The sequence below is a fragment of the Amantichitinum ursilacus genome, assembly GCF_001294205.1.
Lineage (GTDB): Bacteria > Pseudomonadota > Gammaproteobacteria > Burkholderiales > Chitinibacteraceae > Amantichitinum > Amantichitinum ursilacus.
Genome location: NZ_LAQT01000029.1, coordinates 45,753 through 58,635 on the forward strand (window position 1 = coordinate 45,753; position 12,883 = coordinate 58,635).

The window sequence follows — 12,883 nt, forward strand, 5'->3', positions numbered from 1 at the left end:
GTCGTGAAAAGTCGGATTAAAACCGAGAATACGGCGCACCTTCAGCGCCTGTCTGTCGGCGCGCCGTACATCTTGCGTAGGGAAATCCGGCGCTTGCGCGTTTGCTGCAGAAACTAGTCCTGCAACTGTTGCAGCAGGTACAAACGCTGATAAATACCGTGCTCGATATTCATCAGTTCGTCGTGGCTGCCCGCTTCGGCGATATGGCCGTGGTTGAGCACGATAATGCGGTCGGCATCGCGGATGGTGGACAAGCGATGCGCAATCGAGATCAACGTCACCTTGCCTTTTAACGCATCCAGCGCGCGCTGCACGATCTGTTCGGTTTCGCTATCGATGTGCGAGGTGGCTTCGTCCAGCAACAGAATGCGCGGCTTGCCCGCCAGCGCGCGCGCGATGGCGATCAGCTGCTTTTGCCCGCTGGACAAGCGCGTGCCGCTTTCGCCCATATCGGTGTCGTAACCGTTTTCCAGCGACAGGATCAGCTCGTGCACATTGGCCGCGCGGGCGGCGGTTTCGATTTCGTCTTGCGACAAACCGCGACCCATATCGATGTTTTCGCGCGCGGTGGCGGCCAGCAAGAACGGGTCTTGCGGCACCAGCCCCACGCCGGCGCGAAACGCTTCGTCGCTGATGGTTTGCAACGCAATATCGTCGATCGAAATCTGCCCGGCTTGCGGCGTATAAAAACGCAGCAACAGCGATAGCAGCGTGGATTTGCCGCTGCCGGTGTGGCCGACGATGCCGTAAAACGCCCCAGCCGGCACATGCAGGCTCAGGTCGTGCAGGATGGTCTGGCTGTCGTTGTAGCCAAAGCGCAGATGGCTGAAATTGACTTCGCCGCGCTGGATGCGCACATCGCCGCCCGAGACCGTACCGCGCGGTTCTTTCAGCAGATGATTGACGCGTGCGGCGGCCACCACGGCCTGCTGCAACTGGCTGAACTGCAGCATGATCTGGATCAGCGGTTCCACCACGCGGGCGATATAGCTGACAAACGCATACAGCACGCCAATCTCGAGCGCGCCAAATGCCTGCACGCCAAAACAGTAGATCACCAGCGCCAACACCAGCACGTTCATCAAATCGAGCGCGGGCCGCAGCAACCATGCGTTAGCCGACAGTTCCTGCAGCCGCGCGCGGTAATGCGCCTGGTTGATATTGCGAAAGCGGCCGGAGAAACGCGCTTCGGCATTGGCCGCTTGCAACACGCTCATGCCCGCGATCGATTCGGCCACTTGTGCGTTGATTTCGCTGCGCAGCTCGCGCGCTTGCGCCACCGAGGGCGCGCTCCAGCGCTGATAAAACCAGACGATCAGCACCACGGCCGGGAACAGCGTCAGCACGATGCTCATCAAGCGCCAGTCCAGCCACGCCATCGCCAACATCGCACCGATAATCACAATGCAACTGTCCAGCATCACAAACAGCACCTGCACATACAGCGCTTTCACCGATTCGGTGTCGTTGGTGACGCGGCTGACCAGTTGCCCGGTGATGGCCTTGTCAAAAAACGCCATCGGCAGGCGGATGACATGGCTGTACACGTCTTCGCGCAGGCGCTTGACCGAGCGCATCGCCACGCCCGCCATGCGCGTTAGCTGCAGATAACGCAGGATGCTGGCGGCAAAGCCACAGACCAGGCATCCGGCCAGCAAGGCGGCAATCGCGCGGGCGTCGTAGTGATGCGGCAGCAGGTAGTTATCAATAAAGTGCTTGCCCAGCAGCGGCGACAGCGCTTCCAGCAAGGCGGCCGCCACCAGCCAGACGGTGCCGATATATAAATGGCGGCGGTCGGGGCGGGCGGCCTCGTTCAGCAGGCTGACCGCATCGCGGCGTTCATTGCGCGCGGCGGTGATGGGCGGGGCCACCGCAGTCTTAGAGTTCATCAAGGCTGGCCTCCAGTTGTTGATAGCGCCATTGGCTGGCGTACCAACGATTGTTTTCGACGAGCTGGCTGTGTTGGCCATGCTCGGTAATGCGGCCCTGGCGCAGCACGGCAATCTGGTCGGCATCGGCCACGGCGGACAAACGGTGGCTGACGATGATTACGGTGCGGCCCTGACGCGCGGCGCGCAGATGCGACAGGATCTGCGCCTCGGTGTGGGTATCGACGGCCGACAAGGCGTCGTCGAGCAGCAGTAACGGCGTGTCGGCCAGCAGCGCGCGGGCGATGGCGATGCGCTGGCGCTGGCCGCCGGACAAGGCCACGCCTTTTTCGCCAACCGGGGTTTGGTAAGCCATGGGCAGACGCTGGATGTCGTCATGCACCGCCGCCAGCCGCGCCACGCGTTCGATGTCTTCCTGCGTAGCGTCGGGCTTGACCAGCGCGATGTTTTCCGCGACGGAGGCCGAGAACAGAAACGGCTCTTGCGGCACCCAGCTGATCGCCTCGCGCAGCGTGTCGAGCGTGTAATCGGCCACGGCCACGCCATTCCAGCGGATCTGACCTTGCTGCAAACCGTACTGGCGCATCAGCAAACGCAAGAGCGTGGATTTGCCCGAACCGGTGGGGCCGACCAGGCCCAGCGTCTGGCCGGGCATGAGGGTCAGGCTGACGTCGTCCACGGCGGCGTCTTGCTGACCCGGATACTGGAAGTGCACCGCGTCGAATTCGAGCGCGCCCACCTGCAATTGATGGGTATCGCCGTGGTCATCCACCGAGCGCGCTTGCGCCAGCACCGGCCCGAGGCGGCCCCACGCGGCGCGACCGCGTTCCAGCAGCGACAGCACCCAACCCGCAGCAAACATCGGCCAGATCAACTGACCCAGGTACATGCTGAAGCTGGTCATCTGGCCGATGGTCAGCTGGCCGTGCCACACCAGATAACCGCCCACGCCCAAGGCGGTGACGGTGGCGGTACACAAGGTCAGGCCGACGGCGGGTTCGAACGCGGCTTCCCAGCGTTGCGCGGTCAGACTGCTGGCGGCGGCGTTTTCGGCCAGTTGCGACAGCTCGCGGCTGTTGCGCGCTTCCAGGCCCAATACGCGCAAGGTGCGCACGCCGGTCAGCGTTTCCTGCACGTGGTCGTTGAGCTTGCTAAAGCGCGCCAGCGAGTCATCCCACGCGTAATGAATGCGGTCAGAGATTTTCCAGAACGCCAGCGCCATCAGCGGAAACGGCAGCAACGCCGCCAATGCCAGGCGCCAATCAATGCCCAGCGTCATCATGCTGAGCACCAGGATCAGCGTCAGGCTGCCATCAAAGCCGGCCAACATGGCTTCGCCGGCCGCCATTTCGATGGCGTCGATGTCATTGGTGGCGCGCGCCATCAAGTCGCCGGTGCGCTGATTGTGATAAAAGCCGGGGCCTTGCGTGGTCAGCTTGTCATAGAGCTCGGTGCGCAATTGCACGCCCAACTGATACGCCGCGGCAAACAGCTTCAGACGCCAGCCCGCGCGCAAAAAATAAATGATCAGGCCCATGACCAGGAGCTGGCCTAGTTGCAGCAACAGCGCGGTACTGGACAAACTATGCGCCACCAGGCCATCGATGATGTGACCGATCTTGCGCGGCACCCACACAGATAGCACGGCCACGCCAAACAGCATGAAGGCCGAGCCGACATAAGCGCGCCAGTGCTGGCGGATAAAGCGCGCCAGCAGTCCATATAAACTCATTGATTCTTCTACCTTTTGGATGCCGCCACGGCGGGGTGACCGCATAGGGCGCGCATCCGGATACGCGTGATTGTGGCCGGACGATAAACCAGCGACGAAATTACGGTAGAGCCGCGCATGTGCAACGCCACACGTGGAATGCCAGGTAGGCCAGGCTGCGGAGAGGCCGTATTTGCACCGCCTATGCAGACTCGCATAATGGCGCAATCGAATTAATGATCCGCAACGTGTGTGTCAGACGGGCAGGTGTACCGACAGACGTCGGGATGGGCTTCTCTGCGGTATTTTGCGAGCGCCAGGTGGAAAGGCTCGTGACACACGAGTTGGCTAGTATAGATAACCAGAGCTGGAATGCGAAACGCGCCAGCCGCAGAACGAAAAATCCGCAACACTGGAGTTGCACAGCATGAGCAAGCAAGGTATCCGGTTCTATAACCGGCCAGCCGGGGGCTGGGGCGCGCTGAAAAGCACGCTGAACGCCATTTACGAGCAAGGCATCGTCGGCCGCGGCGTGGCCACATTGCTGCGCCAGAACCAGCCGGACGGCTTTGATTGCCCCGGTTGCGCGTGGCCCGACAAGAATCATCATTCGACGTTTGAATTCTGTGAGAACGGCGCCAAAGCCGTGGCCGCCGAAGCCACGGAACGCCGCGTTACGCGTGAATTCTTTGCCGGTCACAGCGTAACCGAGCTGCTGGCGCACGACGATTACTGGCTGGAGGCGCAAGGCCGCCTGACCGAGCCGATGCGCTACGACGCCGCCACCGACCATTACGTGCCGGTGCAATGGGACGACGCGTTTGCGCTGATCGCCCGGCACCTGAACGCGCTGGACCATCCGGACCAGGCGCTGTTTTATACGTCCGGCCGCACCAGCAACGAAGCCGCTTTTTTGTACCAGTTGTTTATCCGCGAGTTTGGCACCAACAACCTGCCGGATTGCTCCAACATGTGCCACGAACCCTCGGGCACGGCCATGAAAGAGGCGATAGGCATCGGCAAAGGCACGGTGCTGCTCGACGATTTCGATGCAGCGCAGGCCATCTTTATCTTTGGCCAGAACCCGGGCACCAACCACCCGCGCATGTTGGGCGCACTGCGCGAGGCCGCCAAACGCGGCGCGCAGATTGTGGTGTTCAACCCGCTGCACGAGCGTGGCCTGCAACGCTTTGCCGACCCGCAAAGCCCGCGCGACATGTTGTCGAGCCAAGGCACGGCGCTGGCCACGCGGTATTACCAGCTCAAGATTGGTGGCGATCTGGCCGCGGCCAAAGGCATCGCCAAAGCCGCGTTTGAACTGGGCGCGGTGGATTACGACTTTATCGCCGAGCACACCATCGGCTTTGATGATTTCCTGGCCGATCTGCAAGCTGAAAGCTGGGACACGCTGGCCGAAGAATCGGGCCTGAGCGAAGCGCAATTGCGCGAAGCGGGCGCGATTTACGCCGCCAGCGCGGCCACCATCTGCACGTGGGGCATGGGCGTTACCCAGCACAAGCATTCGGTGGCCACCATCCAGACCATCCTTAATCTGCTGCTGATGCACGGCAATATCGGCAAGCCGGGCGCGGGCGCGTGCCCGGTGCGCGGGCATTCCAACGTGCAGGGCGACCGCACGATGGGCATTTACGAGAAACCGGCGCAAGGCTTTCTGGACAAGCTGGGCCGCGCCTTCAATTTTGTGCCGCCGGCCAAACACGGCCACGATGTCATCGGCGCAATCGAAGCCATGCTGGCTGGCGAGGGCAAAGTGTTTATCGGCATGGGCGGCAACTTTGCCCAGGCCACGCCCGACACGGTGAACACGCACCTGGCGCTGCAACGCTGCACGCTGACCGCGCATGTGACCACCAAACTGAACCGCTCGCATCTGATTCACGGCCAGGACGCGCTGATACTGCCGTGTCTGGGTCGCACCGAAGTCGATCTGCAAGCCGCAGGCCCGCAGGGCGTGACGGTGGAAGACTCGATGAGCATGGTGCATATCTCGTCGGGCATGAACAAACCGGCGTCGGAACAGCTGCTGTCCGAGCCCGCCATCATCGCCCGCATGGCCGCCGCGACCCTGCCGCAAAGCCAGATTGCCTGGCTGTGGATGATCGAAGATTACGACCGCATCCGCGACAAGATTGCTGAAGTGATCGACGGCTTTGAAGACTTTAATGCGCGCGTGCATGTGCCCGGTGGTTTCTATCTGGGCAACAGCGCCCGTGACCGCGCCTGGGTAACGCCGGAAGCCAAAGCACGCTTTATGACGCACGCGGTGCCGACGGATCTGCCGATCAAGGCCATCCGCCAACAGCACGCCGACAAGGTGGTGTTCAACCTGATGACGGTGCGCAGCCACGACCAGTACAACACCACGATCTACGGTCTGGATGACCGCTATCGCGGCGTGTTTGGCCATCGCCGCGTGGTGTTTATCAACAAGAACGACCTGGCGCGACTGAATCTGGTGGCCGGACAGTGGGTGGATATGACCTCGCTGTGGCAAGACGGCGAGCGCGTGGCGCGTGAGTTTTTGCTGGTGGAATACGACATCCCGGAAGGCTGCCTGGCCAGCTATTACCCCGAAACCAACGCGCTGGTGCCGCTGAGCAGCATGGCCGATCGCGCGCGCACGCCTGCGTCCAAATCGGTGCCGGTGGTGCTGACGCGCAGTGCGCACGAACCGCAGGTGGCGGCGTAACGGTGGATGAAGATATGCTGGTTAATCTGGTGGGCGCCATCGCCGAGAAAAACGGCGTGTCGGACCACCAGATCGCCAAACGCCTGGGGCTGAGCATGAGCCAGCTTAATCGCGCCTTGCTGGTGCTGGCCTCGCCCGAAGCGGAAGGCGGGCTGGCGCTGGTGGAGGCGCGGCAGGACGACAAACGTCGCACGCTGTGGTTAACCGACAAAGGCCACGCGCTGATCAACGAGTCGATGCCATGACCTCAGAGACATTGCCGGCGCAGGCCACCGGCACGCACAGCGTCAGCGCGCTGCGCATCGAGCGCGGCCAGGCGCAAGCGCTGACCGAGACCGTGGCCGAAGAAACCGCCATTGCGCTGGTGTTCAACGGTATTTCGCATGCCGTGATGATGGCCAGCCCGCTGGATCTGGAAGACTTTGCGCTGGGCTTTGCCTTGTCGGAAGCCATCATTGCCAAGCCATCCGAATTGATTGATCTGGACGTAGTGCCCGGTTGCGACGGCATCGCGGTCGAAATCACGCTGGTGGAATCAAGGTTCCAGGCGCTGAAGGCGGTGCGGCGTTCGATGGCCGGGCGCACCGGTTGCGGCTTGTGTGGCTATGAATCGCTGGATGCCGCCATCCGCCCGCTCAACGCGGTGACCAGCGACCAGCAACTGGATGCCGCCGAAATCAGCGCCGCGATGGCGGTGTTGCACCAGGCGCAACCGTTAAATGCCGCCACCGGCGCGACGCACGTGGCGATGTGGTGGCGGCCCGGGCAGGTGATTGCGCGGGAAGATGTAGGCCGACATAACGCGCTGGATAAACTGATAGGCGCAACCGCGCGCGAGGCGGACCGCAGCGGGATAATCGTCATGAGCTCGCGCGCGTCGTACGAGATTGTGCATAAGGCCGCGGCGGCAGGCTTTAGCGTGGTGGCCGCTGTCTCCGCCCCCACCGCACTGGCGATCCGCATGGCCGAACAGGCTGGCATAACGCTGATCGGCTTCGCCCGCGGCGAACGCATGACGGTGTATAGCCACCCGCAGCGCATCCGCGAAACGGCGGGCTGACGCGCCGCACGGTTGACCTTGCCGCTCGCATAGGGTGGGTCATGACCCACCATTCAGAGCCGCATGCCACGTTGCAGTGAACCTGGCATACCACTTTGAGTGGTGGGTCACGACCCACCCTATGGGTGCTGTGCACCGGCGTTAGATTTGTGCGCTGCCGCCGTCGACGAACAGTTCGATGCCGTTCACAAAGCTGCTATCCGACGACGCCAGAAACAGCACCGCCTTGGCAATCTCCGCCGGTTCGCCCAGGCGGCCCAGCGGCACTTGCCCGGCCAGATAGCCAAACAAGCCTTCGGTTTGCTCGGCCGGCACCAGGCCCGCCAGACCCGGCGTGCGCACCGGGCCCGGGCTGATGGCGTTGACGCGGATCTGGCGGCCTTTCAGGTCCAGCAGCCAGCTGCGCGCAAAGTTGCGGATGGCCGCCTTGCTGGCGCTGTACACGCTGAAATTCTCGGTGCCCTGGATCGACGTGGTTGACGCGGTCAGGATGATGGAGCTGCCGTCTTTCAGCAGCGGCAGCGCTTTCTGCACGGTAAACAGCGTGCCTTTCACATTGCTATCAAAAATGCGGTCGTAGTGCTCTTCGGTGATCTGGCTCAAGCCCAGCATGTCGCCGCCGCCTGCATTGGCGAACAGCACATCCAGATGGCCGGATTCGGCTTTGATCTGCGAGTACAGTGCATCCAGATCGCTCAGACTGGCGCTGTCTGCGCGGATGCCGACCGCGCCGTGGCCGATGGCGGCGACCGCGGCTTCCAGTTCGGGCTGACGGCGGCCGGTGATGTAAACCTTGGCGCCTTGCGCGGCGAACTCTTGGGCTGAAGCCAGCCCGATGCCGGTGGTGCCGCCGGTAACCAATGCGATTTTGCCTTCCAGTTGCTTGCTCATGATGTTGCTCCGTGGTGGGTTGTTTGTTGCGACGAGCCCACTGTACTGCTGGCGCATTCATTGATTAAGTAGCAAGAAAGCAAATGTTTATTCATGCTTGTGAATAATCGAACCCGAAGGCGCTCCCCCCGTATGGACCAATTACAAGCCATCCGTGCGTTTGCCCGCGTAGTGGAAGCCGGTAATTTCAGCCGCGCCGCCGATTCGCTGCAAATGCCGAATGCCACGCTGACCAAGCTGGTGCAGGCGCTGGAAAGCCATCTGGGCGTGCGCTTGTTACAGCGCACCACGCGGCGTGTAACGGTGACGGCGGAAGGCGCGGCGTATTACGAGAGAACGGCGCGGCTGCTGAAGGAGCTGGACGATATCGACGCGAGTTTTGGCAGCGCACAACGCAAGCCGCGTGGGCCGTTGCGCATTGATATGGGCGCATCGGTGGCCAGCATGATTGTGATTCCGGCGCTGCCCGAATTTCTGGCGGCGTATCCCGACATCCGCATCAGCCTGGCCGTCAGCGACCGCCATACCAACCTGATTGGCGAGAACGTCGATTGCGTGATCCGCGGGGGCGCGGTCACCGACGAAACCCTGGTGGCGCGGCAGATCGGCAGCGCGCCGTGGGTGACTTGCGCCGCGCCCGCTTATTGGCGCGCGCATGGCACGCCACAACATCCCCACGATTTGTGCGACGGTCACACGCTGGTGGGCTATCTGGGCGGCACGGGCCAGCGCGCCTTGCCGCTGCGTTTTGCCCAAGGCGCGGACAAGCTGGAGGTGATGCCGCCGCAGCTGTTTGGCGTTAACGAGAGCAACGCGCATGCGGCGGCCGGATTGGCGGGGCTGGGCATCATGCAGACGTTCCGCTACACCGCGCGGCCGTATTTGCTGAGTGGCGCGCTGGTGGAAGTGCTGCCCGAATGGCGGCCCGCGCCCTATCCGTTTTACGTGGTGTACCCGCCCAACCGGCATATGAGCCAGCGCTTGCGCGTGTTTATTGACTGGATTACGGCGAGGTTCGCGGCGGCGATGTAATTGCCGCCGCGCTTTGGGATCAGGCCGGCGGCGATGTAATGGCCGCGCGCTTTGGAATCAGGCCAGCGGCGACGTTTTTTTGCCGCCGCGCTCGCCCGATGACGCGAAAAAATCAGGCGCTGGTCTTGATCGTGGTCTGCGTGTAGCTAAACGACGTGGTGCTGTACAGCGTGGCCGCGCTGCTGGACGCATCCGCAGTCTGGTTGGCGCTATCAGTACCATTGCTGCCGTCACTGCCATCGCTATTGGGCATCACCACCTGCACGTCTCCAGACGGAATGCCGTTTTTGCTCCAGCTATCCAGCGTGGCCATGATCGCGTCATGCGTCTGGTTGCTGATATCGGGTAGCTTGCCGCCAAAATATTGCGCCGCCTGATCAAAGCCGCTCTGAATGGCGTCCTTGATCTGGTCCAGCTTGGACGGGTCGGCCGCAATCGCCGCTTTGGCAAAGCTGAGAATCCGCGTGGCCGTGTTCTTGACGCCAAACTCACCGTCTTCCGACACCGCCTGCTTGGCCGCCGCGATGGTTTGCGGATCGGCGCTGATCTGCTGCTCACCGCTGACCACCTTGCTGGCGGTCAGGCCTTGCTGCTGCAGAATCTTGCTCAGCATTTCGGTAAATTGCGCGACCTTGTCGTTCGAATCGGCCAGCATGCTGGCTAGATCGACGCCTTTGGCGCTGTCGCTGGAATCGCTGGCGCTGGCGGATGCATTGCTATTGGCGTTGCTGGCGGTCGGGTTCGAGTACGTCAGCGCATTGGCGTCGACGCCGCCCCCCAGCGTGACCTTGTCTTGCGCCGCGGTGCTGCTGTTTGTATCGGTGCTGCTGGTCTTGCTGTTCGCGTTATCGGCCAACTGGTTCAGCTTGTTGGCGTACGTGGCGGACTGCAGATTGATACCGGATAAATTGAGCGCCATGGCGATCTCCTGGCCTGTAATGCGTTGATGCGGCTGAACCATCAGGACCGCAGCCTCAACTCATTATTGATACATGTGATTACAAATAGGTCGGCTGCGCGGCGCAGAAGTTTAGTGCGGGCTGATCAAAGGCAGGATGTTTCTTAGGCTTTGCTGCGCGGTGCGGCCTTTAACTGCATGCGTTTTACCGCCAGTTGCAACGGCACGCCTTCGTCCGGGCGTTCTCGCGTAATGGCAAAACCCAGCCGTCGATACAACGCCTGCGCGCGCACATTGCTGTTCAGCACATCCAGGATCACCGCCTGATCGCGCCGGGCCGGCACGCGTTGCTCTTGCTGCAATTGCGCCAGCAAAGCGGAGAACAAACCCAGCCCGCGCACTTCCGGGTGGGTGGCGCAATGCGCCAACAGCGTTTGATAGCGCGTGGGTGCGGGCATCGCATGCTGCATGGCCAAGGCGCGCAACAGAATGCCGCTGGTATGCCGCCAGCCAAAATGACGCACCAGTTGATAGAACAACGGCAGCGCATCAAAGCGGCCTTTGCGCCCGTCATACACGCCGATCACCGACACCGGGATATCGCCCATCACCGCCACATGATGGTGTCGCCACGAAAAATGCCCGATCCGTGACGCCAACGCGGTTTGCAGGAATGCCTCGCAGTCGGCTTGCTTTACGCCCAGCAGAAACTGGAATTCTTCCCATGCCGACGCATACACCAGCGGGGCCAGCCACGGCGCGTCTTCGGCGCGGGCACGCCGGAACAGCAACAAGCCGGGGTCCGAGAGTGAACGCATCAGTGAAGGCGGGGGCGTGGGTGGGGATGCATCGGCGGCGGGCTCAGGCGACGGCAGCAAGATAGTCGTCCAGGCTTAACGTCTGCACGGACACGCGCACCGACTGCGCGGCGCTGACGGCCCAATGCAGATCGCCATATTCGCCAAACGCCAGCGTGGTGCCCGTGGGGATGACGTCGGGCGGGCCATAGACATGATCCCGATGGCCGCCCTTGAACGCGGCCTCGCGCAGGGTCCATAGCGTGTAAAAGCGATGCTGCAGCGTAAAGGTGTCGGGCGCGGCCAGCAGCCAGGCAAGGTCGCCGTCCGAGTACGCCTGCTTGCCCAAGGCCGCCCAGTTGCGTGGCCGCGGCGCTTCGATATCCACGCCCACCGCGTGCGTTGCCACCAGCGCCGCCACCCAGTCGCCGCTGTGCGACAGGCTGGTAAACAACTGCGGCGCGGACGCCAGCACGGGGGCGTCATCGGTTTTTTCTATCAGATCATGCAGCGCCACCGCGCGGCCCAGCGTCTTGCTGGCGGCGGTCAACAACGCCAGCCGCCCCAGCGCAAACTGCCGCCGGCGCTGCGGATGGCCAAGCGTCGCCAGCCGCGCGCGCGTGCTGTCCGACCACGCCAGATCAAGCGTGATGGGTTGCTGCGGGCCTTGCATCAGATAGAGGGTGAGCGGCGACATGGGCGCTAGTTTAGCGCGCGGCCCGCATCGCGCCCAAGCGTTGCGCGCATCGAATAACTCGCGCAACCGCGCCGATACTTGCTTGTGGCAAATGTTCTGACATCCGCAGTCCGCACATCCCTCGCGGCTGCCAGCCAGGTGCGCTTTTGTTACGGCCAATGTCCTACCCGGCAACGCGGGGCGGCACCGATCAATATCTGCACGTGCCGGGCGTAGCATGGTTTTCACGTTGCAGCGCAGCCCCAACTCAAGCACCAGGGAACGCGTTGATGTGATCAGAAACCCTCACAGAGGAGCCGAAAATCATGGCTATCAATCAATACGGCAGTTCGTCCGATCTGAATCGTGGCTACACCGGTGGCAGTCTGGATAGCAGCTCGCGTGATCAAACCATCGTGGGTTCGCCGGAGTCGTTTGTTAACGACGGCCCTGGTCCGGAACTGATGCTGGCCAGCTCGCTGGAAGGCGACAATGTGTACAACCCGGCCGGTGAAAAACTGGGCGATATCAAGGGCATCATGCTCGATGTGCGCCAGGGCCGTATCGCCTATGCCGTGCTGTCGTTTGGTGGTTTCCTCGGTATTGGCGACAAGCTGTTTGCCGTGCCTTGGCAAGCGCTGACCCTGGATGTGGATAACAAACAGTTTCTGCTGAACCAGGACAAGGAAACCCTGAAAAACGCCCCGGGGTTTGATAAGGACCATTGGCCGAGCATGGCCGATTCCACCTGGGCTAACGAAATCAATACGTTCTACCGCTCGGAACCCTACTGGCACTAAGCAGTAGCGTGAGCCAGGCTTAAGTCTGCAACCAGACCGCAGCCGGCATCCAGCAACAACGGCGCCGCGAGCGCCGTTGTTGTGTCTGGCGTGCGCATAGATAGATAGCAATCCAGATCGCCAACCCGGAGGCACCGATGACCGATGTGATCAAGCTGGCCGAATCGAAAGTACAAGTGGCCGATCAGATTTACGACTTTGCCACCGGCCTTGCCGCGCAAAGTTTTATCGCCTGCATGCAAAACCATGATTCGGCGCATTGTCTGGCGGAGCATCCGCCTGTGGATATCTTTCCGTTAAAGCAGGATCTGGATGTGCTGGCCGGCGACGGCGCGGGCTAAGCGCCGCTTGCCCCATGGCGCAAGCCATCAGGTAACAGCGGCCGCGGGCGTTCAAAGCTATCATGCGTGCTGACGCAT

The 12,883-nt window shown here is 62.1% G+C and carries 12 protein-coding genes; 6 read left to right on the plus strand and 6 right to left on the minus strand.

What is annotated here, in order from left to right; translation table 11 throughout:
* Positions 1-113: 113 nt before the first annotated feature.
* Positions 114-1,889 carry an ABC transporter ATP-binding protein gene (locus tag WG78_RS17310; protein ID WP_053939097.1) on the minus strand — a complete coding sequence of 592 codons (1,776 nt, stop codon included), beginning with the start codon at positions 1,887-1,889 and terminating at the stop codon, positions 114-116.
* The gene (locus WG78_RS17315) at positions 1,879-3,621 is read right to left on the minus strand and encodes an ABC transporter transmembrane domain-containing protein (RefSeq protein ID WP_053939098.1); all 1,743 of its coding nucleotides are present in this window, start codon (positions 3,619-3,621) and stop codon (positions 1,879-1,881) included. Before WG78_RS17315 ends, WG78_RS17310 begins: the two co-directional genes overlap by 11 nt.
* Before the next feature lie 406 nt (positions 3,622-4,027).
* Between WG78_RS17315 and WG78_RS17320 the strand changes: the two genes are divergently transcribed.
* From WG78_RS17320 to fdhD, 3 genes are read left to right on the plus strand one after another with little or no spacing between them, the layout of a single operon-like run.
* Positions 4,028-6,310 carry an FdhF/YdeP family oxidoreductase gene (locus tag WG78_RS17320; protein WP_053939099.1) on the plus strand — a complete coding sequence of 761 codons (2,283 nt, stop codon included), beginning with the start codon at positions 4,028-4,030 and terminating at the stop codon, positions 6,308-6,310.
* Between the two features lie 2 nt (positions 6,311-6,312).
* On the plus strand, positions 6,313-6,555 hold the full coding sequence (locus tag WG78_RS17325) for a helix-turn-helix domain-containing protein (RefSeq protein WP_053939100.1): 243 nt from the start codon (positions 6,313-6,315) through the stop codon (positions 6,553-6,555).
* The gene (gene fdhD, locus WG78_RS17330; protein WP_053939101.1) at positions 6,552-7,370 is read left to right on the plus strand and encodes a formate dehydrogenase accessory sulfurtransferase FdhD; all 819 of its coding nucleotides are present in this window, start codon (positions 6,552-6,554) and stop codon (positions 7,368-7,370) included. Before WG78_RS17325 ends, fdhD begins: the two co-directional genes overlap by 4 nt.
* Positions 7,371-7,511: 141 nt before the next feature.
* Here the strand turns inward: fdhD and WG78_RS17335 are convergent, their stop codons facing one another.
* A complete protein-coding gene (locus WG78_RS17335; protein ID WP_053939102.1) occupies positions 7,512-8,261 on the minus strand; it encodes an SDR family NAD(P)-dependent oxidoreductase in 750 nt (249 codons plus the stop codon).
* Between the two features lie 132 nt (positions 8,262-8,393).
* On the opposite strand from WG78_RS17335, the gene WG78_RS17340 reads away from it, so the two are divergent.
* A complete protein-coding gene (locus tag WG78_RS17340; protein WP_053939103.1) occupies positions 8,394-9,293 on the plus strand; it encodes a LysR family transcriptional regulator in 900 nt (299 codons plus the stop codon).
* A 112-nt stretch (positions 9,294-9,405) separates the two neighbouring features.
* On the opposite strand, the gene WG78_RS17345 is transcribed toward WG78_RS17340, so the two are convergent.
* The 3 genes from WG78_RS17345 to WG78_RS17355 form a co-directional block, all read right to left on the minus strand.
* On the minus strand, positions 9,406-10,212 hold the full coding sequence (locus WG78_RS17345) for a hypothetical protein (RefSeq protein ID WP_152969275.1): 807 nt from the start codon (positions 10,210-10,212) through the stop codon (positions 9,406-9,408).
* 143 nt (positions 10,213-10,355) lie between these two features.
* A complete protein-coding gene (locus tag WG78_RS17350; protein ID WP_053939105.1) occupies positions 10,356-11,009 on the minus strand; it encodes a GNAT family N-acetyltransferase in 654 nt (217 codons plus the stop codon).
* Positions 11,010-11,052: 43 nt separating this feature from the next.
* The gene (locus WG78_RS17355; protein WP_053939106.1) at positions 11,053-11,685 is read right to left on the minus strand and encodes a 4'-phosphopantetheinyl transferase family protein; all 633 of its coding nucleotides are present in this window, start codon (positions 11,683-11,685) and stop codon (positions 11,053-11,055) included.
* Between the two features lie 305 nt (positions 11,686-11,990).
* On the opposite strand from WG78_RS17355, the gene WG78_RS17360 reads away from it, so the two are divergent.
* Together WG78_RS17360 and WG78_RS17365 are read left to right on the plus strand one after the other, a co-directional pair.
* Positions 11,991-12,464, plus strand: coding sequence for a PRC-barrel domain-containing protein (locus WG78_RS17360; RefSeq protein ID WP_083459301.1), 474 nt, complete (start codon positions 11,991-11,993; stop codon positions 12,462-12,464).
* 137 nt (positions 12,465-12,601) lie between these two features.
* The gene (locus WG78_RS17365) at positions 12,602-12,805 is read left to right on the plus strand and encodes a hypothetical protein (protein ID WP_053939107.1); all 204 of its coding nucleotides are present in this window, start codon (positions 12,602-12,604) and stop codon (positions 12,803-12,805) included.
* Positions 12,806-12,883 lie beyond the last annotated feature (78 nt).